The sequence below is a fragment of the Mesorhizobium sp. 113-1-2 genome, from assembly GCF_016756475.1.
GTDB lineage: Bacteria > Pseudomonadota > Alphaproteobacteria > Rhizobiales > Rhizobiaceae > Mesorhizobium > Mesorhizobium loti_C.
Genome location: NZ_AP023242.1, coordinates 3,335,746 through 3,362,564 on the forward strand (window position 1 = coordinate 3,335,746; position 26,819 = coordinate 3,362,564).

General features: G+C 63.5%; 27 protein-coding genes and 1 pseudogene. 12 read left to right on the plus strand and 16 right to left on the minus strand.

Annotated elements, in window-relative coordinates; all coding sequences use genetic code 11:
- Positions 1-49 precede the first annotated feature (49 nt).
- Complete coding sequence (locus tag JN279_RS16140; RefSeq protein ID WP_202353326.1) at positions 50-403, minus strand: hypothetical protein; 354 nt, start codon at positions 401-403, stop codon at positions 50-52.
- A gap of 26 nt (positions 404-429) precedes the next feature.
- On the minus strand, positions 430-741 hold the full coding sequence (locus JN279_RS16145; RefSeq protein WP_202353741.1) for a hypothetical protein: 312 nt from the start codon (positions 739-741) through the stop codon (positions 430-432).
- A gap of 389 nt (positions 742-1,130) precedes the next feature.
- On the opposite strand from JN279_RS16145, the gene JN279_RS16150 reads away from it, so the two are divergent.
- Positions 1,131-2,753: an ABC-F family ATP-binding cassette domain-containing protein gene (locus tag JN279_RS16150; RefSeq protein ID WP_202353327.1), complete on the plus strand. Its 1,623-nt coding sequence runs from the start codon at positions 1,131-1,133 to the stop codon at positions 2,751-2,753.
- 71 nt (positions 2,754-2,824) lie between these two features.
- Here the strand turns inward: JN279_RS16150 and JN279_RS16155 are convergent, their stop codons facing one another.
- Entirely contained in the window at positions 2,825-3,265 is a 441-nt protein-coding gene (locus JN279_RS16155) for a hypothetical protein (RefSeq protein ID WP_096448255.1), read from the minus strand.
- A 251-nt stretch (positions 3,266-3,516) separates the two neighbouring features.
- Between JN279_RS16155 and JN279_RS16160 the strand changes: the two genes are divergently transcribed.
- From JN279_RS16160 to JN279_RS38230, 3 genes and pseudogenes are all read left to right on the plus strand, one after another.
- On the plus strand, positions 3,517-3,867 hold the full coding sequence (locus tag JN279_RS16160; protein WP_202353328.1) for a hypothetical protein: 351 nt from the start codon (positions 3,517-3,519) through the stop codon (positions 3,865-3,867).
- 86 nt (positions 3,868-3,953) lie between these two features.
- Positions 3,954-4,130 (plus strand): annotated as a pseudogene (locus JN279_RS38225) (hypothetical protein); the annotation flags it as partial.
- Between the two features lie 164 nt (positions 4,131-4,294).
- Entirely contained in the window at positions 4,295-4,846 is a 552-nt protein-coding gene (locus JN279_RS38230; RefSeq protein ID WP_244734613.1) for a hypothetical protein, read from the plus strand.
- A 45-nt stretch (positions 4,847-4,891) separates the two neighbouring features.
- Here JN279_RS38230 and JN279_RS16170 read toward each other — a convergent pair whose 3' ends face one another.
- From JN279_RS16170 to JN279_RS16185, 4 genes are all read right to left on the minus strand, one after another.
- A complete protein-coding gene (locus JN279_RS16170) occupies positions 4,892-5,539 on the minus strand; it encodes a glutathione S-transferase family protein (RefSeq protein ID WP_202353329.1) in 648 nt (215 codons plus the stop codon).
- A gap of 91 nt (positions 5,540-5,630) precedes the next feature.
- The gene (locus JN279_RS16175) at positions 5,631-6,338 is read right to left on the minus strand and encodes a hypothetical protein (RefSeq protein WP_202353330.1); all 708 of its coding nucleotides are present in this window, start codon (positions 6,336-6,338) and stop codon (positions 5,631-5,633) included.
- Positions 6,339-6,435: 97 nt separating this feature from the next.
- Positions 6,436-7,968 carry an FAD-dependent monooxygenase gene (locus JN279_RS16180; protein ID WP_202353331.1) on the minus strand — a complete coding sequence of 511 codons (1,533 nt, stop codon included), beginning with the start codon at positions 7,966-7,968 and terminating at the stop codon, positions 6,436-6,438.
- A gap of 263 nt (positions 7,969-8,231) precedes the next feature.
- Positions 8,232-10,835, minus strand: coding sequence for a bifunctional diguanylate cyclase/phosphodiesterase (locus tag JN279_RS16185; RefSeq protein WP_202353332.1), 2,604 nt, complete (start codon positions 10,833-10,835; stop codon positions 8,232-8,234).
- Positions 10,836-11,247: 412 nt separating this feature from the next.
- On the opposite strand from JN279_RS16185, the gene plsY reads away from it, so the two are divergent.
- Positions 11,248-11,922: a glycerol-3-phosphate 1-O-acyltransferase PlsY gene (gene plsY / locus JN279_RS16190; RefSeq protein ID WP_202353742.1), complete on the plus strand. Its 675-nt coding sequence runs from the start codon at positions 11,248-11,250 to the stop codon at positions 11,920-11,922.
- 311 nt (positions 11,923-12,233) lie between these two features.
- On the opposite strand, the gene JN279_RS16195 is transcribed toward plsY, so the two are convergent.
- Positions 12,234-13,343: a tetratricopeptide repeat protein gene (locus JN279_RS16195; RefSeq protein ID WP_244734615.1), complete on the minus strand. Its 1,110-nt coding sequence runs from the start codon at positions 13,341-13,343 to the stop codon at positions 12,234-12,236.
- An 18-nt stretch (positions 13,344-13,361) separates the two neighbouring features.
- Entirely contained in the window at positions 13,362-13,784 is a 423-nt protein-coding gene (locus JN279_RS38235) for a winged helix-turn-helix domain-containing protein (RefSeq protein WP_244734617.1), read from the minus strand.
- A 186-nt stretch (positions 13,785-13,970) separates the two neighbouring features.
- Here JN279_RS38235 and JN279_RS16200 point away from each other — a divergent pair, with 186 nt between their 5' ends.
- The 3 genes from JN279_RS16200 to JN279_RS16210 all read left to right on the plus strand — a co-directional run bounded on the left by JN279_RS16200 (position 13,971) and on the right by JN279_RS16210 (position 16,754).
- A complete protein-coding gene (locus tag JN279_RS16200) occupies positions 13,971-14,672 on the plus strand; it encodes an alpha/beta hydrolase (RefSeq protein ID WP_202353333.1) in 702 nt (233 codons plus the stop codon).
- Positions 14,673-15,265: 593 nt separating this feature from the next.
- On the plus strand, positions 15,266-15,619 hold the full coding sequence (locus JN279_RS16205; protein WP_202353334.1) for a hypothetical protein: 354 nt from the start codon (positions 15,266-15,268) through the stop codon (positions 15,617-15,619).
- 154 nt (positions 15,620-15,773) lie between these two features.
- Positions 15,774-16,754 (plus strand): GlxA family transcriptional regulator, encoded by a 981-nt coding sequence (locus tag JN279_RS16210; RefSeq protein WP_202353335.1) that lies wholly within the window; start codon positions 15,774-15,776, stop codon positions 16,752-16,754.
- Between the two features lie 21 nt (positions 16,755-16,775).
- Here the strand turns inward: JN279_RS16210 and htpG are convergent, their stop codons facing one another.
- Positions 16,776-18,662, minus strand: a complete 1,887-nt coding sequence (gene htpG / locus JN279_RS16215; protein ID WP_202353336.1) for a molecular chaperone HtpG — start codon at positions 18,660-18,662, stop codon at positions 16,776-16,778.
- Between the two features lie 270 nt (positions 18,663-18,932).
- Positions 18,933-19,817 (minus strand): hypothetical protein, encoded by an 885-nt coding sequence (locus JN279_RS16220; protein WP_202353337.1) that lies wholly within the window; start codon positions 19,815-19,817, stop codon positions 18,933-18,935.
- A 342-nt stretch (positions 19,818-20,159) separates the two neighbouring features.
- Between JN279_RS16220 and JN279_RS16225 the strand changes: the two genes are divergently transcribed.
- Complete coding sequence (locus JN279_RS16225; RefSeq protein WP_244734619.1) at positions 20,160-20,441, plus strand: hypothetical protein; 282 nt, start codon at positions 20,160-20,162, stop codon at positions 20,439-20,441.
- A gap of 99 nt (positions 20,442-20,540) precedes the next feature.
- On the opposite strand, the gene JN279_RS16230 is transcribed toward JN279_RS16225, so the two are convergent.
- From JN279_RS16230 to JN279_RS16240, 3 genes are all read right to left on the minus strand, one after another.
- Entirely contained in the window at positions 20,541-21,986 is a 1,446-nt protein-coding gene (locus JN279_RS16230) for an adenylate/guanylate cyclase domain-containing protein (protein ID WP_202353338.1), read from the minus strand.
- 203 nt (positions 21,987-22,189) lie between these two features.
- The gene (locus tag JN279_RS16235) at positions 22,190-22,528 is read right to left on the minus strand and encodes a DoxX family protein (protein ID WP_202353339.1); all 339 of its coding nucleotides are present in this window, start codon (positions 22,526-22,528) and stop codon (positions 22,190-22,192) included.
- Positions 22,525-22,986, minus strand: a complete 462-nt coding sequence (locus JN279_RS16240; RefSeq protein WP_202353340.1) for an ester cyclase — start codon at positions 22,984-22,986, stop codon at positions 22,525-22,527. Before JN279_RS16240 ends, JN279_RS16235 begins: the two co-directional genes overlap by 4 nt.
- A gap of 72 nt (positions 22,987-23,058) precedes the next feature.
- Here JN279_RS16240 and JN279_RS16245 point away from each other — a divergent pair, with 72 nt between their 5' ends.
- On the plus strand, positions 23,059-23,700 hold the full coding sequence (locus JN279_RS16245) for a TetR/AcrR family transcriptional regulator (RefSeq protein WP_202353341.1): 642 nt from the start codon (positions 23,059-23,061) through the stop codon (positions 23,698-23,700).
- A gap of 24 nt (positions 23,701-23,724) precedes the next feature.
- Here the strand turns inward: JN279_RS16245 and JN279_RS38240 are convergent, their stop codons facing one another.
- On the minus strand, positions 23,725-24,069 hold the full coding sequence (locus tag JN279_RS38240) for a nucleoside hydrolase (RefSeq protein WP_244734621.1): 345 nt from the start codon (positions 24,067-24,069) through the stop codon (positions 23,725-23,727).
- The gene (locus JN279_RS38245; RefSeq protein ID WP_244734622.1) at positions 24,033-24,353 is read right to left on the minus strand and encodes a nucleoside hydrolase; all 321 of its coding nucleotides are present in this window, start codon (positions 24,351-24,353) and stop codon (positions 24,033-24,035) included. Before JN279_RS38245 ends, JN279_RS38240 begins: the two co-directional genes overlap by 37 nt.
- 285 nt (positions 24,354-24,638) lie before the next feature.
- Between JN279_RS38245 and JN279_RS16255 the strand changes: the two genes are divergently transcribed.
- Positions 24,639-25,880, plus strand: a complete 1,242-nt coding sequence (locus JN279_RS16255) for a hypothetical protein (protein ID WP_202353342.1) — start codon at positions 24,639-24,641, stop codon at positions 25,878-25,880.
- A gap of 35 nt (positions 25,881-25,915) precedes the next feature.
- Positions 25,916-26,677, plus strand: coding sequence for a hypothetical protein (locus tag JN279_RS16260; RefSeq protein WP_244734624.1), 762 nt, complete (start codon positions 25,916-25,918; stop codon positions 26,675-26,677).
- The last annotated feature ends 142 nt before the right edge of the window (positions 26,678-26,819 follow it).

Here is a 26,819-nt window from a genome sequence, read left to right on the forward strand (position 1 = left end):
AGCGAATGGCGGCCCTTTCCCGGGAGGAAGTCAGAAAGAAAGTTAGCGATCAAGCCGCCTTGGCGTGCTTGTGGCCGTGCTTCTTGTGGGTGCGCTTGTGGACGTGCTTCTTGGCGACGTGCCGGTGGTGGTGCTTCTTGCCCACGTGCCGGTGAGCGTGCTTGCGAACATGCCTGTGGTGCTTCTTGTGGTGCCGGTGACGCTTGTGCGCGGCCGCCTTGGCCGGTGTCTTCGCCGCGTCCACCGCAGCGGGAGTCGCCGGAGCGGTCGCGGGGGCGGTCGTCGTTGCCGGAGCGGTCGTCGTCGTGGTGGTCGTGGCCGCCGCATTGGCGATGCCGACAACCGGCATTGTCAGACCGAGGGCGATGGCCAGGCCGAGCGCGGAGAGGAGGGGCTTGTTCATGATGGGCTTTCCTTCAAAAATTGCTGTCACTGGTCGAGGTCGACCGGTGTCACGCCGAGAAGTTTCAGGGCGTTGGCGTAGGTCCGGATGCCTTGCGCTTGCTTGCGCTCGGCACAGAACCGGTTCGCCTTGTCCTGCAGTGCCGTTGCCTCCGCGATCTGGCTCGCGCTGGCACCCGGTTTGGCTTTGGTCTGGATGGCTCCGTCGAGTTGAAGACCGAGCCGGCTGCAATATTCGCTCCGGGTAACCGCCGCCGCCGCATCCGAATGCGCGACCGCAAGCATGGCAAGCGAAATGCCGGTCAGGGCAGCCATCCATCCGGTCGAACGTCGTTGCATTGTCGGGACCATCCCTTTGCGTTGTGCGGCGACCGCTGTCCGGTCGCTGCGAGGATGGTTATGACAGGCGATGTTTTCCTCAGTTTTTCCCGGATGTTGAATCTTGTTTCTGAAGTGTTTCTGGCTGGGTTTTTCCTTCTCCCCTTGTGGGAGAAGGTGGATCGGCGCGCTAGCGCCGAGACGGTTGAGGGGTGGGTGACAGAGTGCCGTCGGCGCCAAGCTGGAGCACCCCTCATCCGACCTCGCTTCGCGAGGCCACCTTCTCCCGCAAGGGGAGAAGGGAAGGCAGCGCTCCGCCCGCTGCGGCGCTTGCGCCTCTTCCTTTGGCGCCGTCCTTCGCGTAAGGCGCCGGGCAAATCCTTTCAGCGCAGGCACAGTCCGGAAACCGCATGATCAGACTTGAAAGCATCAGCAAGCAGAACGGCCGTCAGCTTGTCTTCATCGAGGCGTCGGCTTCCCTGCAGAAGGGCGAGAAGGTCGGCCTTGTCGGACCCAACGGCGCCGGCAAGACGACCTTGTTTCGCATGATTACCAGCCAGGAGCAGCCCGACGAGGGCCAGGTGCAGGTCGATCGCGGCGTCACCGTCGGCTATTTCAGCCAGGATGTCGGCGACATGGCGGGCCACAGTGCTGTCGCCGAAGTGATGAACGGCGCCGGGCCAGTGAGCGACGTGGCGGCGGAGATGGCGGAACTCGAGGCGGCGATGGCCGATCCCGACCAGGCCGACCGCATGGACGAGATCATCGAGAAATATGGCGAGGCGCAGCATCGCTTCGAGGAACTCGACGGCTACGCGCTCGATGGCCGGGCGCGTGAGGTGCTCGATGGCCTCGGCTTTTCGCAGGAGATGATGGACGGCGATGTCGGCAAGCTGTCGGGCGGGTGGAAGATGCGCGTGGCACTGGCCCGCATCCTTCTGATGCGGCCCGACGTCATGCTGCTCGACGAACCGTCCAACCATCTCGATCTGGAAAGCCTGATCTGGCTGGAGCAGTTTTTGAAGGGCTATGACGGCGCGCTGCTGATGACCTCGCACGACCGCGAGTTCATGAACCGCATCGTCAACAAGATCGTCGAGATCGATGCTGGCTCGCTCACCGCCTATTCCGGCAATTACGAATTCTACCAGCAGCAGCGGGCGATCGCCGACAAGCAGCAGCAGGCGCAGTTCGAGCGCCAGCAGGCGATGCTGGCCAAGGAGATCGCTTTCATCGAGCGCTTCAAGGCGCGTGCTTCGCATGCCGCACAGGTGCAGAGCCGGGTGAAAAAGCTCGACAAGATCGATCGCGTCGAGCCGCCCAAGCGCCGCCAGATCGTCAATTTCGAGTTCCAGCCGGCGCCGCGCTGCGGCGAGGATGTCGTGACCTTGAAGAACGTCCACAAGGCCTATGGCAGCCGCAGCATCTATGAGGGGCTCGACTTCCAGGTCCGCCGCCGCGAGCGCTGGTGCATCATGGGCGTCAACGGCGCCGGCAAATCGACGCTGCTCAAGCTGGTTGCTGGCGCTTCCGACCCTGACACCGGCACGGTGGCGCGGGGACCGAGTGTGAAAATGGGCTATTTCGCCCAGCACGCCATGGAGCTGCTCGAAGGCGAGCGCACCGTGTTCCAGACGCTGGAAGACAATTTCCCGCAGGCCGGCCAGGCGCCGCTGCGGGCACTCGCCGGCTGCTTCGGCTTTTCCGGCGACGAGATCGAGAAGAAGTGCCGCGTCCTGTCAGGCGGCGAGAAGGCGCGGCTGGTGATGGCGCTGATGCTGTTCGATCCGCCCAATTTGCTGGTGCTGGACGAGCCCACCAACCACCTCGACATCGCCACCAAGCAGATGCTGATCGAGGCGCTGTCGCAATATGAAGGCACCATGCTGTTCGTCTCGCACGACCGGCACTTTCTGGCAGCACTGTCAAACCGCGTGCTGGAACTGACGCCCGAAGGGATCCACACCTATGGCGGCGGCTATACGGAATATGTCGAGCGCACGGGGCAGGAAGCGCCGGGCTTGCGGAGCTGACAACAAGGGCGGTCGTCGAGCCGACGCCGCCCTCTTTGGTGTCCAGCGTGCCCCCGAACGGGGGGAGGCCATTACTTCAGCGAGATGGCAAAGCCGCTGAGATCGGCGTTGACCTGGAGGCCAACCTGCTTGCCGGTAAGTTCGAGCTGGGCACCCTTGTCGTTTGTCATGACGATTACCTGGGCGCCCTTGCCGATCGTGCCGCCGCCACCCGCGGCGCCATAGACACCCGTCACATCGCGGGCGCGCCTGATATGGCGCACCGTGCCGTGGAAATAGGTCTTGGAAACGCCGAAGGCGAGGCCACCCGAAACGGCGCCGATGGAGATTGGATACGACTTACCGTGGAAGGTGAACGTGCCTTCGCCGCCGGAGCCGCCGACGAAGAAGGCCGCCTTGTAGACGGCAAAGCGGATCGTGCCGCTGTCGGCGTGTGCTGCGCTGGCAAAGCCAATGCCGGCAGTGGCGATGGCGGCAACCGCAATGGAACGAAAACTGGACGAAATCTTCATATGAGAACTCCTCAAGGTCGCCGCGTGCCCAACCGGCTGGGCGTGTCAGCGCTGTGTCAAAGTTACAACTGAACAGTCTCGCCTGTCATTTGGTTCCCGGCACACAGCCCGAATCTGGCTTCGGGAAGATCGACATGAAGCGAGGCCTATGGCAAGCGCAGGGGCGGGACATCGCGGATACGTGATTGGGGTGGCGGGGACGCCGGCCAGGTCTGCGGAACCGGGGAAGGGCTTCAGAGATGAGAATTGCGATGCGCATTGCAATGTCCGCATTGGCCGCGACGGTGGCTGGATGCGCGACCTCTCCCGTCGACTACGGCGCGTCGCTGTCTCCGCAGGACCCGAAATGGCCGTCGCCGCAATGCCAGCAGGCCCGGGCGGCGGCTGCGGACTACCAGCTTCGCGAGAAACAGCACCCGGGTTGGGAATTCGCAGTACTTGGCCCGTACGGGCTAGGCATCATAGCGGCAACCAAGGAGGCAGAGCAGAAGCAACGAAAGCGTTTCGCCCGCGACGTGCATCTGCAATGCTCGAGCCTGCCCTTGCCGAAAGAGTTGCAGGGCGATCTGAGCCCGGCGGTCGCCAAGGCGAATTATCCGTAGCCGTCCCGCCTGAGCGGGGAAGCGGCTGTTGGCGGCGTTCGTCCTCACCCGTTGCGGACATCCGGTCAACCTGCGATCCTATCGTCATGGAAAAACCTGTCGCGCCATGGCCTTTGCTGCAATTCGCGATCGAGGCGAAGTCCAGAGCCGATGAGGGGAAACTGCGTATCGCCCTGTCGAGACTGGCGGACGAGGACCCCTGGTTCCACGTCAAGTGGGACGAGGAATCCGGTCAGACGATCGTTGCCGCCATGGGCGAAGTTGAACTCGAGGGCATCATCGACCGCGTGCGCCGCGAGTTCAATCTTGCGGTGAATGTCGGCGCCCCGCAAATTGCCTATCGCGAGACGATCACCCGCAGCCATCAGCAGGACTACACCCACAAGAAGCTGTTGGCCGGCACGGTCAGTTCGCCCGCGTCAAGATCATGTTCGAGGCGAACGCCTACAATCCAGACTTGGTGTTCGCGTCCAGGATCGCCGGCGGTGCGATTCCGGGCGACTATGTGGCGGGGGTCGAAAAGGGGGTGCGCAGTGCCCTGTCGCAGGGGCCGTTCGCGGGCTTTCCGATGATCGGCGTCAAGGCGACGCTGGTGGACGGCGCCTGGCACGAGACCGACTCTTCGGCCCTGGCTTTCGAGGTTGCGGGCCGCGCCTGCTTTCGCGAAGCCGCGCCGCATCTCGGCGTGCAATTGCTCGAGCCGATCATGAGGGTCGAGGTGGTGACGCCGGCAGACTATGCCGGCAGCATCACCGGCGAACTGAAGAGCCGCCGTGGCCAGATCCGGGACCAGGAAACCCGGGATGGTGCCGTCGTCATCCACGCCACGATGCCGCTCGCAACCATGTTCAAACTGGAGGAGACACTCTGGTCGCGTTCGAACGGGCAGGCGCGCCTGAGCGCCTGCTACGCCCGATACGAGCCCGTTCCGGGGCCCGACAGCCGCGATCCGCCGCCAGCAGCGGCCGCGTTCGCGTGACCTTCTCGCCGCCACTGTGGTCGCGCCATAGCAAGCGAAATTGTGTCAGCTGGCTGATGGCGCGTTGATCGCAAATTGCGCGGCGAAAGCCCTGGCATAGGCAGGCCGGGCTTCCCCGCGCGCCACATAGGCGGCCAGGTTTTGATATTCGTCCAGAATGCCTGACATGCGCAGTCGCAGCAGCACCGATACCATCAGCAGGTCGCCCGCGCTGAATGCACCATCGAGCCAGTCGGCGGCGCCCAGATAGGCCGAGAGCTTGTCCAGCACTGCCCGAACACGGTCTTTCACCAGCGGCAGGCGCTGCTGAGCCCAGGATCTGTCGGCTTCGAATATCCTGGCCGTCGTCAAGTCGAGGACCGGCGGCTCGACGGTGTTGAGCGCGGCAAACATCCAGGTGATGGCACGCGCGCGGGCATCGCGTTCCCTGGGCAGCAGGCCCGCATGCCGCTCGGCAAGATGAAAGACGATCGAGCCGGTCTCGAACAGGCACAGAGATCCCTCCTCATAGGTGGGGATCTGGCCGAAGGGATGGATGGCCAGATGGCCAGGCGCCTTCATCCCGGCGAAGGAAACGAGACGAACCTCATAGGGCTGGCCGACTTCTTCGAGTGCCCAGCGAACGCGCGTATCGCGCGCCAGTCCCTTGCCGCCGTCGGGCGAGCGTTCAAAGGCGGTGATGGTGGGGATCATTGGCAGGCTCCGAAGGGTTGGTGTCCAGGTCTTGCGCTTGCACACAGAGGACGAACGACCGGGGCTGTTCCCGACACGCTGCCTCGTTTTGTTAGCGCAGCAGGCCTTCCGCCTCGAACGTATCCCAGCCTTCCAACTTTGGCTGCGGAGCGCCTTCCTTTCCCGAAGTCCTGGCGCTGCGAGCCTTGCGCTCCCGTTTTCCCGCTCGCGTCAGTGCGGCCTTGCCGGCGCCGCGCCGCCTGTTCTCTGTGACTTCCCGCGCATCTTCCTCCCGCCAGCCTGTCGCCAGGTCGCGATCGAGAATGTCCTCGATGTGGCGTGGATCGAAGACATGGAAGGTGACGGCCTTGGACCGCCCGCGCATCTTGACGGTGCGCGTGCCGATGCTCTTCAGGCGGCCATCCCTCAGCCATTTGTGACGCTCGCGGGCCGAGATGGTGAGAATGTCTTCTGCCTCGCGCGGAAGCACGGGCAGGGCTTCGATCCCCTCCAGTGTCCTGGAGATGGTTGCCGAGGCCGCCTGGAAGGCATCCGCGTCGGTCTTCAACATGCGCAAGACGATGCGGCCCGTCTCAGCCTTGGCAAACTTCCTCACCACCCATGGCAGGCGGGCTCGAACTTCACGTTCGATCCCTTTCAGGCGCATAGCGGAGCCAAGCGTTGCCGATGGCGGCAGCGGCCATTTGGCGACCACAGTGGTGCCCTTGCCGCTCTCGGATGCGCGATCAGGAGCGGTGGCAATTGCGGCAACGATGCCGTTCAGGACCTTTCGCAGGGAACCACGCTTCTTGTCTGTCATGTTTCATGTTCGCTCATCAGCTGCCTTCGTGGAACGGCAGTTCGCACAGCAGACAACCGAAATCAGGCTCAAACAGTTCCTTAGCACGCGCAGGCAACTATTCGGGTTCGCCAAACCACCGCGACGTCGCCAGAGCAGCTTCCTCAAGGTCAGGCTCAGCGTTAGCGGCCCAGGCGACGACCCCATCGGGACGCACGAGCAGGGCGCCCAGGCCGAGACGCTCCCTGGCATCCTCGGCGACATAGCTGATCCGCCCGCTCCAGCGGCTTGCAAGCGACTGGAGGGCAGGGTGGGCGTTGAAGTCCAGCAGCAGGCCTTGCCCGGTCCTCAAGTGTTCGCCGAGCCTCGTCCCGCCGGCCAGTTCGAAGTCGGGCGCGCTACGGCCGACCAGTGGGTGGTTGCCGCCGAGATCGTAGCGCAGCGAAACGCCCCAGACGCGCTCGGCGAAATAGGTCGCGCCGTCGCGCCTGTCGATGAGATCGCGGATGATGGCTTCGAGCGCGCGTGAACTGCGGCTCGGCCGCATCAGCGCGACCTGGGCGCGCGACCAGTCGAGAATTTGCGCGCCGACCGGATGCCGTTCCTCGAAATAGCTGTCGAGCAGGCCGGCCGGCGCGTCGCCGCGGATGGTGGCGGCAAGCTTCCAGCCAAGGTTCATCGCATCGCCGAGCCCGAGATTGAGCCCCTGGCCGCCCAGCGGCGAATGGATGTGCGCTGCGTCGCCGGCAAGCAGCACCCGGCCGTTGCGGTAGGCAGTTGCCTGGTAAGCGCGATCGGTCCAGGTCGTGGCGAGGCTGAGCGCCGTCAAGGTGACGTCCGTGCCGGACACGCGGCGCAACACCGCCTGCACATGCTCTGGTGTGATCGGCTCTGTCCGGTGGAAAGCGGCCCCGTCGAACTCGACCATCGCGATCGTGCCTGGCCGGGAGTAGGTGTACATGCCCGTCGGCGTGTAGTGGCGGCCGGGGCTGAGCGTGTCCGGATCGGTCATCTCGACCTCAGCGGAATAGCCGGTGAACTCGGCATCGGTGCCGGTGAACGCAAAGCCGCCAAGCTTGCGAACCGTGCTGCGGCCGCCATCGCAGCCGACGAGCCAGCTTGCGTGAAAAGTCTCGCCTCCGGCGCGGATGGTCACGCCTTCGTCCGATTGGTCGAAATTTTCGACGCCGAGGCCGCGCCTGATCTCGACGCCCATGGTGCTCGCGCGGGCGGCAAGCACGGTTTCGAGATGTTCCATCTCGACCGGAATGCTGGTGCCGGCCGGGCCGGGCAGGCGATAGGGCCATTGCGAGCTGTCGATGGCATCGAGGTAGAACTGGATGCCGGCGAAATGGCCGCCCGGGCGGCGCGGCTGCTGCATCCAGTGCGCGTCTGCCAATTTGGCGCCACCCGGACCATCCTTCGCGGGCGGCGCAATGTCGTCCAGCAGGCCGCGACGGTGGAAGGCCTCGATGGTGGGCACGTTAAGGCCGCGCATGCCGAAGGGCAGCCGCTTCAACGGCGAGCGCGGATTTTCGGCCTTTTCCACCACCAGCACGTAGAGGCCTGCCAGGCGCAGCTCACAGGCGAGAAACAGGCCGACAGGACCGGCACCGGCAATGACGACATCATAGGGTATCGGGTTGTGCATGAACTACTCCTTGGTCGATGTGTTCGACCGGAGCGTTCCTCGAGTTGAGTTCCACACGGACGAACGATTGGGCGCTCAAGCAGCGTCCGATGTTCGTCGCGGGGATCTCGTGTACGAAGCCAAAGACCAGAGCTCTCGTTACCGAGAGGAGTTGGGCTTACCAAACCAACCCTGCCTTTTCCGACAGCGGCTATATAGCGATGTAGCGATCGATCCGCAACCGGGTGAGGCGGAGGCCAAGGGCAACGCCAGGGGTAGGGCCACTACCCCGCGGCCAGCCATTTGCGCGATTGCGCGAAGGCCTTGAAGGCCTTGGCCTCCATCGGGCGGCCAAAAAGGTAGCCCTGCAGGATATCGCAGCCAAGTTCCTTGAGGATGCGCGCGTGCTCCATCGTCTCGACGCCCTCGGCAACGACTTCGATGCCGAGCGATTTGCCGATCTCGATGATCGACGCCACCAGCTGCCGTTGCGCCATTGAGCCGGTAATGGGTGTGATCAGTTGGCGGTCGATCTTGAGGCGACGCGGCCGCAGCTTGAGCAGCGAGACGATCGAGGCGTGGCCGGTGCCGAAATCGTCGATCTCGATGTCTATGCCGAGCTCCTTGATGTGGTCGATATTCCAAGTGACCAGATCGTCGTTTTCATCGAGGAAGATGGACTCCACCAACTCGAACGACACGGTTCCCGCCTTGATGGCCAGCTTGCGCAGGCCCTCGATCAAGTCCTTATCCTCCAACCGCCTGGCAGAGACATTGACCGACACGCGCGGGATGTTGAGATGACTGCGCGACCAGCGCTCGAAATTCTCCAACGCGTGTTTGAGGACGATGCGGTCGATCAGCGCCACGACGTTGAGTTCTTCGGCCACTTTGAGGTAGGCGTCGGGGGCCAGGATGCCCCTTCGCGGATGCTTCCAGCGCGACAACGCCTCGACGCCGACGATCTCAAGCGTCCTTGCGTCGAACTGCGGCTGATAGTGGGCGACGAATTCGTGCCGCTCCAGTCCGCCGAGAATCTCGTCGGCGATCTGCTTGGTCCGCACGATCTCGCTCTGCAATTCCTCGTTGAAGAATTCGTGGCGGTTGCGGCCACGGCTCTTCGCCCGGTAAAGCGCGAGATCGGCGTTGACCAGCAACTGCTTCACGTCGACGCCGCTGTTGGCGGCGATGCCGATGCTGACCCCGAAACGGCATGGATGGCCGCGATAATCGACCGGCTGGCGCATCTCCTCGATGATGCGGCCGGCAAGCGCCGAGAGCTGGTCGTCGTCAAGTCCACGGCTCACCACGACGAACTCGTCGCCGCCGATGCGCGCAACGAAATCGTCACGGCCCGCTTTGGCCTGGATAACCTTGGAGGCATGCACCAGCATGGCATCGCCCGCGGCGTGGCCGAGCGTGTCGTTGATCTGCTTGAAGCGGTCGAGGTCCAGGTGCAGCAGTGCCGTGCGCCGGTCCGGTTCGCCGTTTTCGGCCAGCAGTTCATCGAGATAGCGGCGGTTGGGAAGGCCGGTCAGCGAATCGTGCAGCGCCGCATACTCGATATGTGCCTTGGCGAGATTGAGTTCGGCATTCTTTGATTCCGTCAACTGGCGCTCGCGAATTAGGTTTTCGTTGAGCAGCACGTCGCTGCTCACGTCCCATTCGGCGCCGATCAGCTTGGGCGTTCCGCCGATGTCCTGGAAGTAGGTCGCGCGCGTGCGCACATGGCGGACGGTGCCGTCGGGGCGCAGGAGCCGGTATTGTGAGGAGTAGGGGCCTTTTTTGGCCGCGGCGAGATCGAAGTCCTGTCTCGCCCTTGCAAGATCGTCAGGATGGATCGCCTGCGCCCAGTCATCATAGCCGCGCGGCTTGCCGTCGGCTGACTTGCCGTAGATCTCGTTGACGCGGTCATCCCACACCATTTCGTTGGTGGTGAGGTCGTGTTCCCAAACGCCGATACCGGAGGCTTCAAGCGCCAGCTCCAGGCGTCCGGACAGGCGTCTCAGCTCGGCGTAGTTTTTCTGCCTTTCGCCGAATAGCCGACCGGCCACCATGATCGGCACCACCACCAGCGCTCCGGCGAGCAACATGAGCGACCGCAAGGTCCACTCGTTCTTCGGAGCCGCCGGCCAGCCGCCCTTGGGAATGGCCGAAATCTGCCAGGAGCCTGATGGTAGCTGCACGTCGGCCGATACGGGATTTCCGGCGACGACCTGGTCGCCGCCGAAAAAGCGGTCGCCGCCGCCGCCCAGCGCATCCTTGCCGGTGAGTGCGACATCGATGTCGAGATCCGGGTCGGTCAGCCCGCTTGCCGCGTAGAGCCGGTCGACGTCGACCACCGCGGAGACGATGCCCCAGAAGCGGTCGCCGCCGCCCGCCGTCGGCACGAACACCGGAATGCGGCCGATGAAGCCGCGCCCGCCCTGGGCAAGGTCTACCGGGCCGGCAAACACCAGCACCCGCTGGTCGCGCGCCCTCAGCGCCGCCATGCGCTGCGCTTCGTTCTTGCGGTAATCGAGCCCGATGGCTTTCTCGTTGCCTTCCATCGGGTACATCAGCGAGATGACGAGGTCGGGCGCGCCGGCAATGTTGCGCAATTGCGATTTCTGCTCGAACAGATTTCCGGCAAGCGAGGCAAATCTCTGCTGGCCCATATAGGGTTCCGTATCGATGGCCGAGACCAACCCCTGAACAAGCTGGAGATTGCCGTTTATGTTGCCTTCGAGCTTGGCGCGGATGATGTTGACCTTGGCCAGCACGTCGGCGCGCGCCAGTTGATCAGAGACCCTTCGGTTCTGCTGGTCGGCAACGACGGAGCAGACCAGAAGCACGACAAAAGCGATCGCCGCCGGCAAGTTGGCGGAAGAAAAGATGGCCCGTCTCACGCGGCCGAGGCTGAATCCAGTAATGGCCAATTCGACCCGGATACCTTTCCTGAACTATAGCTCATCGATCGAGCCTAGTAGCAAACGCTTAAATTTGCCCTTCCAGGTTGGCGGGAAGTTTCGGTATCCGCTGTGCGGGGCATTTCAACTTACTGGGCGGAGTAGTGCTTAAACGACCGGCGTCGCCGGCGCTTCCGGACGTGTCGGGGCCAGATAACTTGACGAAGCGCCTATGTGGGTGCTGGATTTGCGAACATTATTCGGGTGGGCTTTGCATGAACCACTCCTTGGGCGGTGTACGACCGGAGCGTTCCTCGAGTTGAGCGAAGGAGTTGGGCTTACCAAACTCTGCCTTTTCCGAGAGCGGCTATATAAGGTCGTGGCGATTGGCCTGCAGCAACAAGGTAAATCCATGGTTTTCTGGATAGCGAGCGTGGCTGGACTGGCGATCGCTTATCTCTTCGGGTCCGTGCCCACCGGCTATCTGGCGGGGAAACTGCTCACGGGCATCGATATCCGCGAGCATGGCTCCAGATCAACCGGCGCAACCAACGTGTTGCGAGCGCTGGGAAAAGGGCCTGCCTTGGTGGTGCTGCTGGTCGATGTGTTGAAAGGCGTGGCGGCGATCGTGTTTATCCGACGGCTCTATGCGTTGCCGTTCCTGACGCCGCCGGCAGGGCTTGACCTGCAAAGCTTCGTACCCTGGGCGGTGTGTCTGGCCGGACTTGCCGTGCTGTTGGGGCATGGCCGTTCGGTCTGGTTGAATTTCACCGGCGGCAAATCCGCCGCGACGGGGTTGGGCGTGCTCTTGGCGCTGTCCTGGCCGATCGGTCTGGGCGCGGCAGCGGTTTTCTGCGCCGTGCTGGCACTTTCCAGGATTGTTTCCCTGAGCTCGATGCTGGCGGCGTTGACGGCGATCGTTCTCGTCCTTGGCATGGAGCAACCGCTGCCCTACCGGCTGCTGGTGATTGCCGGTGGGCTCTATGTGATCGCGCGCCACCGCGCCAACATCCGGCGGCTGCTGGCCGGGACGGAGCCGCGCCTGGGGCAAGGTAGCCCGGACAAGAAAACGGAACCGCAGATCTAGATCGCGCTCTCGGACCGACCGGTTGCTCTGCACAGAGGCTTTGACGGGTCGTTCATGCATCGCATGCCTTGGCGATCGACGGAACATCCATCGCTTCGTCATCCACGGGCGGAGCAAGGAGCGTAGCGACGCGGCGCAGACCCGAGGATCCATGCCGCGACTTCAAAGCGTCGCGGCGGCGCAGAATTCTGCTCCGCTGCATTCCACGTCCAGAGTCGCGGCATGGATCCCAGGGTCTCCGCGACGGAGCTTCGCTCCTGCTTCGCCCAGGGATGACGACGCTGGGGAGGCTCCGGCCACCCCACTGCAAATCACTCCGGCAATCCCGCCATCCGCATCGCGTCGGTCACCTCGCCGACAATCTCCGGCGCCAGCCCCACCGCCGCTGACCAGCGGCCAATCGCAAAATGCGGATCGAGCGCCAACATCCGCGCTCCCGCCGCCTTGGCCTCGTCGAGCCGGCCGAGCCTGGCAAGCGGTGCGGCCAGCCATCCGTGCAGGATGCTGAAGCCGGGGTTCATCTCCACCGCCCGCCGGCCTGCCACGACAGCCTGCTCATGCCGGCCGGCGAGAAAATTGCCGAAGCCGATCATGCCTTGCGGCACGCAGTTCATGGCGTCCAGCGGGCTCAGTCGCAGCGCCTGCTCGCACCAGTCGATGGCGCGGGCCGCGTCGCCGCCATAGGCCACCGGCACGCAGCCGAACGTATAGACGAAGGCACAGGAGGCGCTGAGCGCCAGTGCCTGCGAAAACGCCTCGTCGGCCAGCCTGCGGTCATGCTCGACCAGGCCGATGGTGAAGCCGGCCAGCGCCAGCGCCATGGCATCGCCCGAGCCGTGCTCGATCGCCGCATGGGCGTGGCGGGAGGCCTTCTCACGGTGCTCCGCCTGCATGCCGCCGCGGATGAAAAGCGTTTGATGCGCCCAGGCGGCGAAGCCGTGGACGAGCGCATAGCTCGGCTCGATGGCCAGCGCCTGGTCGAGCAGCGGCAGGCCTTTGGCGGCGCCTTGCGGCATGAAGGTGTAGACATCGGGCAGCGCGCGCAGGAAAAGATCGTAGGCGTCGAGACTGTCGGGCCGCCTGCGCTTGACGCGTTCGATCTCGGCCCGGCGCAGATTGGGCTCGATGGCCGCGACCACGCTGATGGTGATCTCGTCCTGCAGCGCGAACACGTCGGTCAGCTCGCGGTCGTAGCGCTCGGCCCACAGATGGCTGCCGTCCTCGGCGTCGATGAGCTGGCCGGTGATGCGCACGCGGCTTCCCACCTTGCGCACCGAGCCTTCCAGCACGTAGCGCACGCCGAGTTCGCGCCCGACCTGCTTCATATCCACCGCGCGGCCTTTGTAGGTGAACGAAGAATTCCGCGCGATGACGAACAGCCAGCGGATGCGCGACAGGCCGGTGATGATGTCTTCGACCATGCCGTCGGCGAAATAGTCCTAATCGGCATCACCGCTCAGGTTGACGAAGGGCAGCACGGCGATGGAGGGGCGGGCGGGAATGCCAAGGCCAGGCTTCGCCTGCTCGATGGGCGCGATGGCCTCGGCGCCGGCCTCTTCGCGTACGGTGCCGACGAAGCGAAAGCCCCGGCGCGGGAAGGTGCGGACGAGGCGCTGCTGTTCGCCATTGTCCCGCAGGGCGCTGCGCGCGGCGTTGACGCGGCTGGCCAGCGTCGCATCCGAGACGATGCGTCCCTGCCAGACCGCATCGACCAGGTCGTCCTTGCTGACCACACGCTCGCGATTGCCGATCAGATATTGAAGCAAGTCGAACACCTGCGGCTCGATGGGGACCAGTTCATTGCCGCGGCGCAGTTCGCGCCGGTCGCCGTCCAGGGCGAAATCCTCGAAAAGATACGGCAAATTGCTGGCTCCAGGCGCGTGGAAGATTGCGACTCCACCACCTTAGCGGTGTCGTGGCCGCAAAATCAAAGCCATCTCAAGGGAAAATCAAGAGGTCCTGAAGGTCGTCTCAAAGCGCGTCCGCCGGCCCTGCGGCATAGTCCTCCTGCAACCAACGCAAACAACACTTTGAAACGGAGAACTCAAATGTCGAACACCACAGCAAATTCCGTCGTCCTCGTTCATGGCGGCTTCGTCGATGGCTCCGGCTGGGAAGGCGTCTACCACCAGCTCAAGAAGGACGGCTATGATGTCACCATCGTCCAGAACCCGACCACCTCACTCGCCGACGATGTCGCGGCGACCAAGCGCGCCATCGCAGAGGCGAAAGGCGATGTCATCCTGGTCGGCCATTCCTATGGCGGCGTCGTGGTGTCGGAAGCCGGCACCGATCCGAAGGTGGCTGCCGTCGTCTATATCGCGGCCTTCGCGGCGGATGCCGGCGAGTCGGTCTCGACCCTGATCGCCAACCCGCCTCCCGGCGCGTCCGTGCCGCCGATCCTGCCGCCCGTCGACGGCTTCCTGATGCTCGACAAGGCCAAGTTCGCCGCTGCCTTCGCCGCCGATGTGCGTCCCTCGCTCGCTTCCTTCATGGCGGACTCGCAGGTTCCGTGGGGTATCGCCGCGCTCGAAGGCAAGGTCACCAAGCCGGCCTGGAGGGTGAAGCCGAGCTGGTATCTCGTTGCCACCGACGACCACATGATCCCGCCGCCGGCACAGCGCCAGATGGCGACCCGGGCCGGCGCGACGACGGTGGAAGTGCCCGGCAGCCACGCGGTCTACGTTTCCGATCCGGCGGCTGTCGCCAAGATCATCGAACAGGCAGCTGCCGGCGTCGGCAAGAAGTGAAGCGAGCCTGCCTCTGCTTTGAAGGACAGCCCGGACGTTGGTGCGTCCGGGCATTTGCTGTTTTGACCCGGAGACACTCTTCAGTTTCGCTTTAGGAAATGAAACTGGTATCCATATTTGGCTGCGAAGTTGAGTGGATAATAGATAGAATAATAGGTTGCGGTTTGGGCAAATGGATTTGATCAGTGACTAAGCGCGAGGATGATGGCCACAATGAGCATATGCGGACTTATCGCGGATATTTGAGGAGTCTAAATCGGCCCTTGGCGGAGGAATACATACGCCAGCAAGGGCCGAATGTATCCACGGCCATCGATGCGTTGGCCAAAGCTGTCCCCGTCGCTCAGGCTATTGCGCAGCTTCACGAAGCAATTCGCCGTTCACCCGCGAGAAATTTCTGGCCCGTAATCCGCGAGACCAAAGGTGTGCTTCTCGTTCGATCGACTGACTCGGACCAAGATTGCCCTTGGCCGTGGAGGCGAACAAAAAGTGGCAATATGAGGTACAAACTGCCCGGCCATCTTCTGTTCTCACCTTGGCCACCAAATTTCCATCGCATGCTCCTGAGTTGCATGGGCGGACTTCAGCGAGTGATGGCCGATATCGACGACCTGGAAAGCAAGAGTGATTTTTCGATCACGTTCCTCCCTTATAGAATTTGGTCAGTAATGCTGCGACCAAAATTCCTCATTCCCGAGATCCAACTGTTTCAAAGGTTTGCCGTGCCGGACAGCATAGCGGCCCTGGATAGGTGGTCCAATGAACCCCAGCGTGGTTCGAATATTGCGCTACGGATTTCGCAAGGAGCGCTGGTCTACAACGACGGGTCAGATCGTTGCGAAATTGAAATTCCCGAGGCGCTGACCAAACCTCTCTTTGTCCCATCGGCGCCTCGACCGCTGGAATTGCACGTGGTCCGAGCCGGAGGGCGATCCTATGCCCCTTAAAGCCGTGACGGCACGTGTCGAGGGAAGGCGCTATGGACCGCGCGGCCGGCAACAAGCGAGAAGTCCGGTGCCGCTTTTGGCAAACACATCGTCCGGTGTTCCAGGATAATGTGTTGGCTGAATAAGCTTGAGACAAGGCGGCTCCGGACACACAATGGCTAGGCGGTTTGCTTTTCTCCTGGTTCGCGACTTCACCCTGTCGCCGCTGTCGCTGTTCATCGACACGCTGCGGCTGGCGGGCGACGAGGGCGACCGCAGCCGCAGGATCGAGTTCGACTGGGAGATCGTCGGCGAACGGGGCCTGCCGATCCGGGCAAGCTGCGGTGTCGAATTGCTGCCGACCAAGGGGATCGGCAATCCTGAGGATTTCGACAATGTCGTGGTGGTCGGCGGCCTGCTCGACACCAACCGCAGCCTGAGTTCCGACAAGGAGGCCTTCCTGTTGCGGGCGGCCGAGAAGGGGGTGCCGCTGACGGCGCTGTGCACCGGAAGCTTCGTGCTGGCGCGCTATGGCCTGCTCGATGGCTACGCCGCAGCCGTCAGCTGGTTCCACATCAAGGATTTCCGCAGCCAGTTCCCCGATGTCAACGCCCATGCCGACAGCCTGTTTTCCGTCGACCGTGGCCGCTCGACTTGCGCCGGCGGCACGGGTGCGGCCGACCTTGCCGGCCATTTCGTGTCGCAGTTCATCGGCCACAAGGCGGCGGAAAAGGCGGCCAAGATCCTGGTGCTCGACCGCATCAGAAGCAGCCGCGACGTGCAGCCCGTCGGCGACCTGTTTCCGGCGGCGTCGAGCCGCGCGGTGAAGCGCGCACTGCTTTTGATGGAGAGTAACCTGCAGGAGACGCTGCCGGTCAGCGAGATCGCGGACCGCCTGAACTGCTCGCGGCGCCAGCTCGAGCGGCTTTTCGGCACGGAGCTCGGCATCGGCCCGATGGCGGCATACCTGGCGCTCAGGGTGCATCATGCCAGGTCGCTGCTGGAAGGCAGCGACCTGCAGATCGGCGATATCGCCTATCGCTGCGGCTTCACCAATGCCGGCCATTTCAGCCGTGTGTTCCGCCAGCAGACGGGCATCACACCAACCCATCTCAGACATCCCAACCGCATGCCCGCCACTGCTGCGGGACAATGAAGCCGGGAACGAAGCGCTGCCTCAGCTCTTGGAAATGCCGCGCTCGATCAGCCGGGCGAGACGCTGCGAAAATGCCCTGGCATCTGCCGGCTTGTCGCCGTCGAGCACGCGCGCCTCGTCGTAGAGCAGGTGGGCGGCGTCGTCCTTGAAGGCCTGCTCGTCCTCGCCCAGTCCGGCCAGCGCCAGCACACGCTCATGCCGCGGATTGATCTCCAGGATCGGCTTCGCCGCCTTGTCGAGGCGGCCGGCGGCGTTCATCAGCCGCTCGAACTGCCGGTCGGGGCCATGTTCGGGTGCGACCAGGCAAACGGCGCTTTCGGTCAGGCGGTCGGAAGCTTTTACATCCGAGACGGCATCGCCGAGCGCGGTCTTGACGAAGGCCAGGAAGCCGTCGACCTCAGGCGCTGCCGCCGCGTCCGGCTTCTTGGCATCGTCGAGCAGTGGAATGTCGGACAGTTCGGCCACGCCTTGCGTGACCGACTTGAACGGCTTGCTGTCGAAGTCCGGCGCCATCGTCACCCAGAAACTGTCGACCGGATCGGTGAGCAGCAGCACCTCGATGCCGCGCGCCTTGAACCCTTCGAGCTGCGGCGAGGCTTCGAGCCGGGCGCGGTCGTCGCCGGCCATGAAGAAGATCGCCTTCTGGCCTTCCTTCATCGCGGCGACATAGTCGGCGAGGCCACGCCAGGCTTCGCCGGAGGCGGTCGAGTGGAAACGGGCAAGCTTCAGCAATTGCTCGCGCCGCTCGTAATCCTCATAGAGCCCTTCCTTCAGCACAACGCCGAAATTCTCCCAGATCTTCGCATAGGCCTCGGCCTCGTTCTCGGCCAGTTTCGAGAGATCGCCGAGCACGCGGTTGGTCAGACCTTTGCGGATCGACGCGAGCAGCGGGCTTTCCTGGATCATTTCGCGCGAGACGTTGAGCGGCAGGTCGGCGGAATCGACCAGCCCGCGCACGAAGCGCAGATAGCGCGGCAGAAGGTCGGCGTCGTCGGTGATGAAGACGCGGCGCACATAGAGCTTCATGCGGCCCTTGCGGTCCTGGTCGAACAGATCGAACGGACGCGACCCCGGCACGAAGGCGAGCACGGAGTATTCCTGCCGGCCCTCGGCGCGGAAATGGATGGTGGCGGCCGGCTCGTCATACTGGCCGGCGACGCTGCGGTAGAAGTCGGTGTATTCCTCGGGCTTGATCTCGCTCTTCGGCCGCACCCAAAGCGCGGTGCCGTCGGCTATGTCGCGCGCCTCGGCGCCGGGTTTTTCGACGAGCGTGATCGGCACCGGCACATGGCCCGACTGCGACTTGGCCAGCTGCTCGAGCCGGTAGGAGCCGGTGAAGGAGACGGCATCGTCCATCAGATGCAGCACGACACGGGTGCCGCGTTTGGGAGCGGCTTCGAGCGGGGCGGGCGCGATCTCATACGAACCCTTGCCGTCGGACGACCAGCGCCAGGCCTCCTCGCTTCCGGCCAGGCGGCTGATGACGTCCACGCGGTCGGCCACCATGAAGGCGGAATAGAAGCCGACGCCGAACTGGCCGATGAGTTGCGTGTCCTCGCTGCCTGAGCCGACACGCTCGATGAAGGCGCGCGTGCCGGAGCGGGCGATCGTGCCCAGCGCCTCGGCCATGTCGTCGCGGCTCATGCCGATGCCGTTGTCCTCGACGGTGATCTGCTTGTTGTCCGGATCGGCCGAAATCGAGATGCGCGGCTTGGGATCCTCGCCCAGCAATTCCGGACGGCTGACGGCCTCGAAGCGCAGCTTCTCGCAAGCGTCGGCGGCATTGGAAATCAGCTCGCGCAGGAAGACGTCCTTATCGGAATAGACCGAATGCACCATCATGTGCAGCAACCGCGAGACATCCGCCTCGAACGCCCTGGTTTCCGTCGCTTTCGTATCCGTCGTCATTCAGATTTCCCCACGCTGTTCGTCCGCCCGCCGCGCCGAAGCGCTTGCGGGACTTCCTTTCAACCATTTTTTGCGGTGCTGGCAACCCTATCGGTTGGGCCAGCGCGCCGACCATATGGTGGTGGAATGCGAGGGCAACAAGAGGGCGCCGGCGGCGAAACTATCGATCTTCCCCTGTGGGGGTTGAGGAGCCGTCCGCTGCGCGGACCGCTCCTCAACCCCCACAGGTGGGGAGATTGGCAGCGTCAGCGTCGCGCCTCTCTCTCGCGCCTACTTCCCGGCCATGTGATCCGCCAACGTCTGCGCCTGGGCGAGCAGCGCGGGGAAGGCCGCATCCGCCGGCAGGCTCTTGCCCAGGCAGGCGCGGAAGTCGTTGTCGCCCTTCGTCCAGGCGGCGTTGGCGGCGTCGGATGTGTTCTCGTCGCTGTCGTCTGTGGCCTGCTTGGCCAGCTTCTGGGCGGCGGCGTCGGCGGCGGTCCAGACGGCATCGCAGGCCGCGATCTTCGGGATGGGCGGTGTCGCGGGCGCTTCGGCGATCAGGACGCTGTTGCCCTTGACGACCGTGACGACGACCTCCTGGTTGTAGTTCGGCCCGATATCCTGTGCCCAGCCGCCGAGCCGGGCGATCGCCATGTCGGCGCCATCCGGCTTCTTCAGCGCAAAGTCGAGCGTGCTGGTGAAGGCGGCGTCGCTGCCGATGGCCTGGGTGTAGAAGGCATCGAGCTTCAGCGCCGCGTCGAAGCCGGTAGGCAGTTTGAGATCGGCATCCGTCTCGGCGGCGCGCGATTGCAGCCATCGCTCGACCAGGCCGCGTGTCGATGCCACGATGCTGGGGCCATCATCGGTGCCGTGGCGCAGCCCGTCCAGCATGCCGAAGCCGATATCGGAAGAACTGAGGCTTTCGAGATTGATCGTGCCGGCCGCCGGAAAATCCTTGACCGTGAAGGGGCCAAGCAAGGCGGTGAGACGCTTTTCGAGGTCTGCGCGGGCCTTTTCATTGGCCGCATCGAGCGTTTCCACCGGGGTGTTGGCGCTGTCCATCGCCGCGATTTCCGCAATCGCCTTGTCGCGCGCGGCGATATAATCGTCCTCGGGTGCGGCGGCGAAGGCCGCACTGCTCGCAAGTGCAAACATGACCGTCCAGACCAACCGCATGACAGAACCTTTCTTCGTGGCGGATCAACAGGTCCGGCAGCCATCGGGCAGCTTTGCGGCTATTGCGCGGCAGGAAACGTCGAGGCGAAACATCCCGATTGGCGAGGGATGGCAAGCACCGCCATTAACCATCAGTTAACTATCCGGTCGCCTTTGAATCAAATTTGGCGGATATTGTTTTTGGGCCGAACGAGGGTGGTCGAGGGGCTGGAGAAGACAGCAATTGTCAGCCTGGCGCGCAACATTCGTTCGTGCGCGGCAGTGAACTTGAAGAAAAGAAGCGACGGATCACCGTCGCCTTGCGGGGAGGCGTCAGCATCATTCTTGATGAGGATCGCCAGAATGAAGATCGAAGATGCGGTTACTGCCGTAACAGCCGAGGCCAACGCGCTGATGTCGTGCCTCGGCCAGCCCGTCGTCGCCTACCACGTCATGGCCATCATGCGGGAGGCCGACCGGGAACACGCCAGGCAGATGCAGCTTACCCTGATGCGGCGAAGCATCGAGGCACTCGTCGATGACGGCCTGGAGGATGTGGCCGCGGAGCATTTTGCCGCGCAGTTCGACGGACGCGTTGGCTCGACGTGGAGACTGCTGCACGCATCCGATGGCGTGGCGCACTGATCTCGGCCAACTGAGCTGATCGAGTGCCAATTGACCGTGTTGCCAATGGCTGCAATGTGCCGCACAGGGCGTGCGAAAGGGCGTGGCACGCAATCGCGTCTATCCCCGCACGATGCGATAGACAGTAGCGTCACCCTCCACACCTCGAAGAGGCGCGTCAAAAGCCACGACACGATGGCCGGCAAGCATTTCGCGAACCCCGGGCGCGGAATAGAGCGCCTCGGAAATGCAGACCTGTCCGGCTTCTGCCAAGGACTGCACGCGCGCGGCGACATTCACCGTCTGGCCGAAATAATCGAGGTTGTCGTTGAGCGTCACGGCGATCGACGGTCCACAATGGGCGCCGATCTTGAGGATGATCCCTGGCCCGTCATGGTCGCCGTTGAAGCGGTCGATTTCTTCAAAGATGTGGAGTGCCGCCGAAATCGCATCCGACGGCTGCGAGAATACAGCCATCACCGCGTCCCCAATCGTCTTGACCACCGCTCCGGAATGCTGCTGAACCGCCACGTTGACCAAAGCGAAATGCTCGCGGACCAAAGCATAGGCGTTGAGGTCACCCAGGCGCTCATACATTGCGGTCGAACCCTTGAGGTCCGTGAACAGGAAGGTGATCTGCCGGATGCCGAGCCCCTCCTTCTCGTCGACACGTTCGGACCGGAAGAGCTGGCGGAAGGTCTGCCGCGCAAGCAGCGCTCCACCGGAGACATAAGGGTCGAAATCGAGCGCCGGCTTGGTGGTCAGCGCGACAAGCTCGGGCGGCCAGTTGATGACAAGCAACGAACCTCGCGCCGTCCCCCTGTTCGCGACCTCAATGACAATCGGACCAGCTGGCACAGTGGGCAACGCCGGCACGAAACGCTTGCCGTCATAATCGATCTTCAGAAGCGTCGGCTCCAACGCCGGATCGCCTGATATCGGCACAGCGAATGCGGCCTGCGTCTGCACGTTGACGCCCGAAAGGGCGCCCGGTCCCAGGTCGGCGCGGAGCACTGTGGTGGTGCCGGGCGGCAGAAACGTCATGCCCCGAACGAAGCCGCGCAGAACGTCAAGAAAGCGAACGTCTTGCCCCGGCAGCCGCCCGTCATGTCCGAAGTGGAGCTTCCAGTGAAAATCCTCGACAGGGAGCGTCTCGGGGTCGTGGTAGGGCAGGCGCCGTAATTTCGGCGATACCGAGAAGGTGACCTCGATGAAGTCGTCGAGGTCGGTGTCGCCCGATACGTCGCACAGGCCACAGACGTAGTGGGTCTTCAGCGTGCGCAGGGCGCCGAAACTATCGAGCACCATCCCGGACTGGGGACAGAGCACATCCCAGCTCATGTCAAACAAGCCACAGCGGGCGGCATGAAGGAAGAGGTCGATTGCTTCTGGCTCGGCGATTGCGCGGTCGCGGGCAAAGGACCGCGGATTAACGCGATAGAGTGAGTTGTCGTCGGCGCTCCTGATCAGCGTCTCGAATTTCGAGATGACGCGTGGGCTCCAGGCTCGCGCCTGCTCCACCTTGGTCATCTTGCTTTCAAGAAGACGATCGTTGACTTCCGTCACGCCGGATCCTCGACCTTGCCTCCCGACAGCCTACTAAAAAACCAGCGCGAAGCGAATGGACTGAATTCCCTTTGTTGGCACGCGGTTTGTCCAGGAGGCCCAGAACGGCACGCCGCGCACTGGAGCAGACGCGCTGAAACGGCGGCAGTTCTCGCTGCCACCGTTGCATGATCTCAATGGCCGCGACATTGAGGATTGCATCCTTAGGCCCAGACCTGCAGCACGGCTGCGTCCGCCAGCATCATGACAGTAAAGCCGATCGCCGGGGCGAGGTGCTTGAAGCCCTCGCGCGCCTTGATCAGCGTGCCCAGCGCGGCGAGGATCAAAAGCGTGAGGCCGACCAGCGCGATGATGCGCGTGGGTGGAAACAGCAAAGCCGCTGCCCCTGCGAGCTCCAGACCCGCCGTCAACAAACGCCACCCCTTGGGGTAGCCCCAGCGTTGGAAGTCCGCTTCGGCGTTGCCGGCATTGACGAGGTTGGCCAGGCCGGCGCCGGCGAACGCCAGCGCAACGATCCCGTTCAAGACCAGGGCGATGCTCATCGCGGAGCTCCTTGCGCCGGGTTGGCACCCGTGGGGTTGGCACCCGTGGGGTAGGCACCCGTGGGGTAGGCGCCCATCTGGTGTAGAACCTCCTGCAGATTGAGCTCGTCCCAGTGCTCGACGAACCGATCGCCTTCGACGCGCCAGATATCGATCGAGCGCATGGCAATTTCGGCGCCCGATGCCGGAACACCAATGAACGGTCCGGTGTGGCGGGCCGTGTAGGTGTAACGGCCGACGACGCGGTCGCCGACGGCAAAGGCGTCCTCGACGACGACGTGGGTGTCGGAGAGGGTTTCGAACCAGTGGCCCATGAACTCAACGACACCGGCCAGGCCGGGCCGGACGCCGGGGTTGTGGTTGACGTAGTCTTCAGAAACCAGTTCGGCGAAGCGTTCAGCGTTGTGGCTGTTCATGATGTCGGCGAACAGGTGGGCCAGATCGACGGGGTTGCGCATATTGACCTCTACGGGTTATAAGGCGATACACAATCGTATCGTATAAAATCATATAAGACGGAATCGTATCGCATGCAAGAAGGAAGCTCCAGAAAGTGGCGGGACGACGATCCGCGCAGGCTGCGGATGGCCGAGACGAGGGCCTCGATCCTGCGTGCGGCGCGTCCCATTCTGCTGAGGGATGGCCTCGGCGGCACGACGCTGGACCGGGTTGCGGCGGAAGGGGGCATCGCGAAAATGACCCTCTATCGTCACTTCCCAAGCAAGGAGGCGCTGTTTGAGGGATTGGTCACCGCAATGTGTGAGTACATGCGCGAGGAGATCGAGAACGCCGCGCCTCCCGATATCAACAAGCCCAGGGCGGACCGGCTTGCTGAAGAGCTGCACGCCTTCATTACGGCCCTTCTCGAGCCGGACGCGCTGGCGCTCTATCGCTTGATCGTCGCCGACGGGTGGCGCTTTCCCGCTCTGTCAAAGGTGTTTGAGCTGTCCGGCATGCGCGTTATCCGGCAGCGCATAGCGGGGTTGCTCGAGCCTGGCGCGGTCCCTTCCAGCGCGTCACTGACAATCGCTGGCGGGATCGTGGCGCTGGCACTCGGGGATGCCTATCAGCGCGCGATCATGGGCATCGTCGAAGAGGGAGACGCCGAGGTGTTCGAACACCAAATCGAAGATGCCATTGCTTACGGGCTCAGCCGCCTTAGCCCTTCTTGAACGTCCGCTATCACTATTTGATTGTCACGATTTCTGCCTGACCAACCGTTCCAGCGCATCCACGATCAGGTCACAGAACTTCGCATGGTCGAGCCTCATCGCCACGCTGTGGCGGAAGTCGGTCTGCTCGCTCGCCGTGCCGCCGAAATGGTGCATGCCGCCCATCTTCTCGAAATTGCACACCGTCATGCCCTTGGTCCACCGGCCGGCAAGCTCGACGCGGATGTCGGCCTTCTCGGTGGTGAAGACGCTTCCGTCGATCATGGCCGCGACGCAGCAGGCGTCATGGATGGCGGGATACTTGATCTGCAGCAGGCCGCCATGCGTGGTCGCTATGAACTCCCAGATATCGAAGATGAACTTGGCCATCGGGCCGCCGAATGGCGCGCACCCGGTCCTGCAGGCCGGGGGGTGGCCAGCGTCTGGTGGGTGAGGTCGAGCCCCACCATGGTGACGTCCCAATTCGCCCGGAACACCACGTCGGCGGCTTCCGGGTCGCCATAGACGTTGAACTCCGCAGCCGGCGTGATGTTGCCGCGCGTGTAGCTGCCGCCCAAGGCGACGACCTTCTTTACCCGTTCGACGATGCGCGGGTCCTTGCGCACGGCGAGTGCGATGTTGGTGTAGGGACCGACGGGCACCCGCCGGAGCATGCTCGGCGCGGCTGATCCGAACAGAGCCGTCTCAGGGGAAACGTTTCGTTCGTTCGAATGACAACAGCCAAGGAAATTGAAGATAGCGTCCAGGTGACGCGGCATCCAGCGCCGTGGCTCGAATTAAGTGGAGAATACGATCGCGGTGAGGGTCGCGCCAAGTGAGGTTAAGTGATGGATCACTTGCAGGGGACTACGTCAAAATATCCACGCTGTGACTTCACCCTTGTTAAACGACGGCCTTCGATTGTACTTCAGGGGATGCGTGGCATGGGGTGCAACGCCATGCTGTCCCTCGTTTCGTCGATCCTCATTCTGCTGTTGGCGTCTCCGGCAAATAGCCAGCAGGCGCCCGATGCATCCGTGACGCTCAGCGAAACTCAGGCTCTCAAGGGCGCGCGAACGCTGCCCGGCGAGGATGAGCAGGCCTTGCGCCGCGAATTGGCCGCGGCACGGGCTGAGTTGGCCAGGCAAGCGCAGGCCCTGAAACAGCAGCAGCAGACGGACGAAGCGCTCACGGCCAATCTGGAGACCGCGCAGCGTGCCATCGAAAATTTCCGGGCGGAAGCCAGTCTCTGGGATAGCAAGAAAGACGCCATGCCCGAAGCGCCACTCTCCACGGATGCCCCTCGGGCCAATGCGGCGCAGGCGCTTGATGAGGAACGCCATAAGGTTGAGCTCCTGGAACAGGAACTCGCCACGGCGCGTCAGACGATCGATGCTCTCAAGACAAGCGCAAATCTGGCCACAGCGGAACAGGCCAAGGGCGCGAAGGACCGGCAAGTGGCCGACTCCGCTGCGACGCAGGCGCTTGATGAGGAACGCCATAAGGTTGAGCTCCTGGAACAGGAACTCGCCACGGCGCGTCAGACGATCGATGCTCTCAAGACAAGCGCAAATCTGGCCACAGCGGAACAGGCCAAGGGCGCGAAGGACCGGCAAGTGGCCGACTCCGCTGCGACGCAGGCGCTTGATGAGGAGCGCCATAAGGTTGAGCTCCTGGAACAGGAACTCGCCACGGCGCGTCAGACGATCGATGCTCTCAAGACAGGTGCAAATCTGGCCGCAGCGGAGCAGGCCAGGGCCGCGAAGGATCGGCAAGTGGCCGACGCCGCTTCAAACCAGGCCAGAAAAGCACTCGAGCTGGAACGTCAACGAGCGGATTCAGCCATGCGCGACCTCGACAGCGCCCGCAAGGAACGCGACGCGTTGAAGCAAAGCTCGACAGACTTGAGTGCGGCGCTGGACCAGGAACGTGAAAGGGCCAACGGCTTGGCCCGCAGCCTCAGTGCCGCGCGCGAGGAAATCGACGCCATCAAGGACAAGCGTCGGACAGCGGCCGTGGTGCGCGCGCCTAATGCCTCCAAGAGTGCGCTTGCAAGTTCACCACCGCGTTCGGTCGCAGCCCGTAAACCGGGCTTGCCGAAAAAACGTAAGGTGAAGGGCCCAAAGTCACCGCAGCCTGTCATGCTGGCAACCATTGCTCTTCCCCCCGCCTTGCTGCCAACCCGACCACTTCCGCCGTGAGACACAAGGTGGGTGAAATGCATAGTGCAGGGAGGATGACGGTGAAAAAATACTTCGCAGCCGCGCTGACGATCGGTATCGCAACCGGGCCTGCCTCGGCGCTCGATGCAGGTTTAGGCGGTAAGGTCGGCGGTCTTGGGGTCAGTGCTGGGGTGAGCGCCGGCTCGCAAGGCGCATCCGTCGGGGTGGGCGCAAGCGTCGGCGGCGTTGGCGGAGCAAACGTCGGAGCTTCGGTCGGCACGGGCGGCGGGTCGGTCAACGCCGGCGTCAGTGCCGGCGGCAACGTTGGCACCTCAGGTGGAGGCCTTTCCACCGGTGTCGGCCTGGGCGCCGCTGCGTCCGCCGAAAACGGATCGGCAACCGCGCCCGGTGGTCAGGCCGCTGCCGCGACAGGCACCACCACGACAGCCACCACCTCTGCCACGACAGCCACAGCCTTTACCAGGACCACCAGGCAATCGATCGTCCTGCCACCCGTCCTCAGGCCTTCCAAAGACGGCCAGGGCGACCTCACCAGGGGATATCCCTTTGGAGCCCTGGAGGGGCTGACAGCGAAACCCGGCACGCCAGCCGCGGTCGTACAAGCCTGCCGCACGGCGATCATGTCCGCTGCCAAGCCGCTTGGTGCCGTCCGTGTCCGCGCCGTCAGCGCAGGTGCCTTGCGTCAATTTGGGGGGGCGCTCACGGCGCCGATCAAGGTGCGAATAGACTATGCCAGACGCGGCGGCATCGAAGTCCGGCAAGCGCAAGTCGGGTGTCGCCTCGATAAGGCAGGCAGGGTCACTGCGGTCATCTAGAACCAAACTGCAAGAGGGCAGGCAGTGCTGCGGGTTGCTCAAAGCAGCGATAGACATTCGCCGAAGCCGACGTTGGTTCAGCTTTGTCAGCCGTATCCGTTACCGCATCGTGTCGGCCACTCGAAACAATGATTTTGTCTTC

Bases quoted from the DNA above. Each gene is read 5' to 3' on its own strand.
- JN279_RS16160 (WP_202353328.1), top strand. From the start codon at position 3,517: ATGCGCATTGCAATGTCCGCATTGGCCGCGACGGTGGCTGGATGCGCG.
- JN279_RS16220 (WP_202353337.1), bottom strand. From the start codon at position 19,817: ATGCGGTTGGTCTGGACGGTCATGTTTGCACTTGCGAGCAGTGCGGCC.
- JN279_RS16240 (WP_202353340.1), bottom strand. From the start codon at position 22,986: ATGCGCAACCCCGTCGATCTGGCCCACCTGTTCGCCGACATCATGAAC.
- JN279_RS16180 (WP_202353331.1), bottom strand. From the start codon at position 7,968: ATGCACAACCCGATACCCTATGATGTCGTCATTGCCGGTGCCGGTCCT.
- JN279_RS16235 (WP_202353339.1), bottom strand. From the start codon at position 22,528: ATGAGCATCGCCCTGGTCTTGAACGGGATCGTTGCGCTGGCGTTCGCC.
- JN279_RS16200 (WP_202353333.1), top strand. From the start codon at position 13,971: ATGTCGAACACCACAGCAAATTCCGTCGTCCTCGTTCATGGCGGCTTC.
- JN279_RS16140 (WP_202353326.1), bottom strand. From the start codon at position 403: ATGAACAAGCCCCTCCTCTCCGCGCTCGGCCTGGCCATCGCCCTCGGT.
- JN279_RS16260 (WP_244734624.1), top strand. From the start codon at position 25,916: ATGACGGTGAAAAAATACTTCGCAGCCGCGCTGACGATCGGTATCGCA.
- JN279_RS16245 (WP_202353341.1), top strand. From the start codon at position 23,059: ATGCAAGAAGGAAGCTCCAGAAAGTGGCGGGACGACGATCCGCGCAGG.
- JN279_RS16255 (WP_202353342.1), top strand. From the start codon at position 24,639: ATGCTGTCCCTCGTTTCGTCGATCCTCATTCTGCTGTTGGCGTCTCCG.
- plsY (WP_202353742.1), top strand. From the start codon at position 11,248: ATGGTTTTCTGGATAGCGAGCGTGGCTGGACTGGCGATCGCTTATCTC.
- JN279_RS16195 (WP_244734615.1), bottom strand. From the start codon at position 13,343: ATGGTCGAAGACATCATCACCGGCCTGTCGCGCATCCGCTGGCTGTTC.
- htpG (WP_202353336.1), bottom strand. From the start codon at position 18,662: ATGACGACGGATACGAAAGCGACGGAAACCAGGGCGTTCGAGGCGGAT.
- JN279_RS16150 (WP_202353327.1), top strand. From the start codon at position 1,131: ATGATCAGACTTGAAAGCATCAGCAAGCAGAACGGCCGTCAGCTTGTC.
- JN279_RS16175 (WP_202353330.1), bottom strand. From the start codon at position 6,338: ATGACAGACAAGAAGCGTGGTTCCCTGCGAAAGGTCCTGAACGGCATC.
- JN279_RS16170 (WP_202353329.1), bottom strand. From the start codon at position 5,539: ATGATCCCCACCATCACCGCCTTTGAACGCTCGCCCGACGGCGGCAAG.
- JN279_RS16205 (WP_202353334.1), top strand. From the start codon at position 15,266: ATGGCCGATATCGACGACCTGGAAAGCAAGAGTGATTTTTCGATCACG.
- JN279_RS16145 (WP_202353741.1), bottom strand. From the start codon at position 741: ATGCAACGACGTTCGACCGGATGGATGGCTGCCCTGACCGGCATTTCG.
- JN279_RS38240 (WP_244734621.1), bottom strand. From the start codon at position 24,069: ATGGCCAAGTTCATCTTCGATATCTGGGAGTTCATAGCGACCACGCAT.
- JN279_RS16155 (WP_096448255.1), bottom strand. From the start codon at position 3,265: ATGAAGATTTCGTCCAGTTTTCGTTCCATTGCGGTTGCCGCCATCGCC.
- JN279_RS38245 (WP_244734622.1), bottom strand. From the start codon at position 24,353: ATGCTCCGGCGGGTGCCCGTCGGTCCCTACACCAACATCGCACTCGCC.
- JN279_RS16225 (WP_244734619.1), top strand. From the start codon at position 20,160: ATGAAGATCGAAGATGCGGTTACTGCCGTAACAGCCGAGGCCAACGCG.
- JN279_RS38230 (WP_244734613.1), top strand. From the start codon at position 4,295: ATGTTCGAGGCGAACGCCTACAATCCAGACTTGGTGTTCGCGTCCAGG.
- JN279_RS16210 (WP_202353335.1), top strand. From the start codon at position 15,774: ATGGCTAGGCGGTTTGCTTTTCTCCTGGTTCGCGACTTCACCCTGTCG.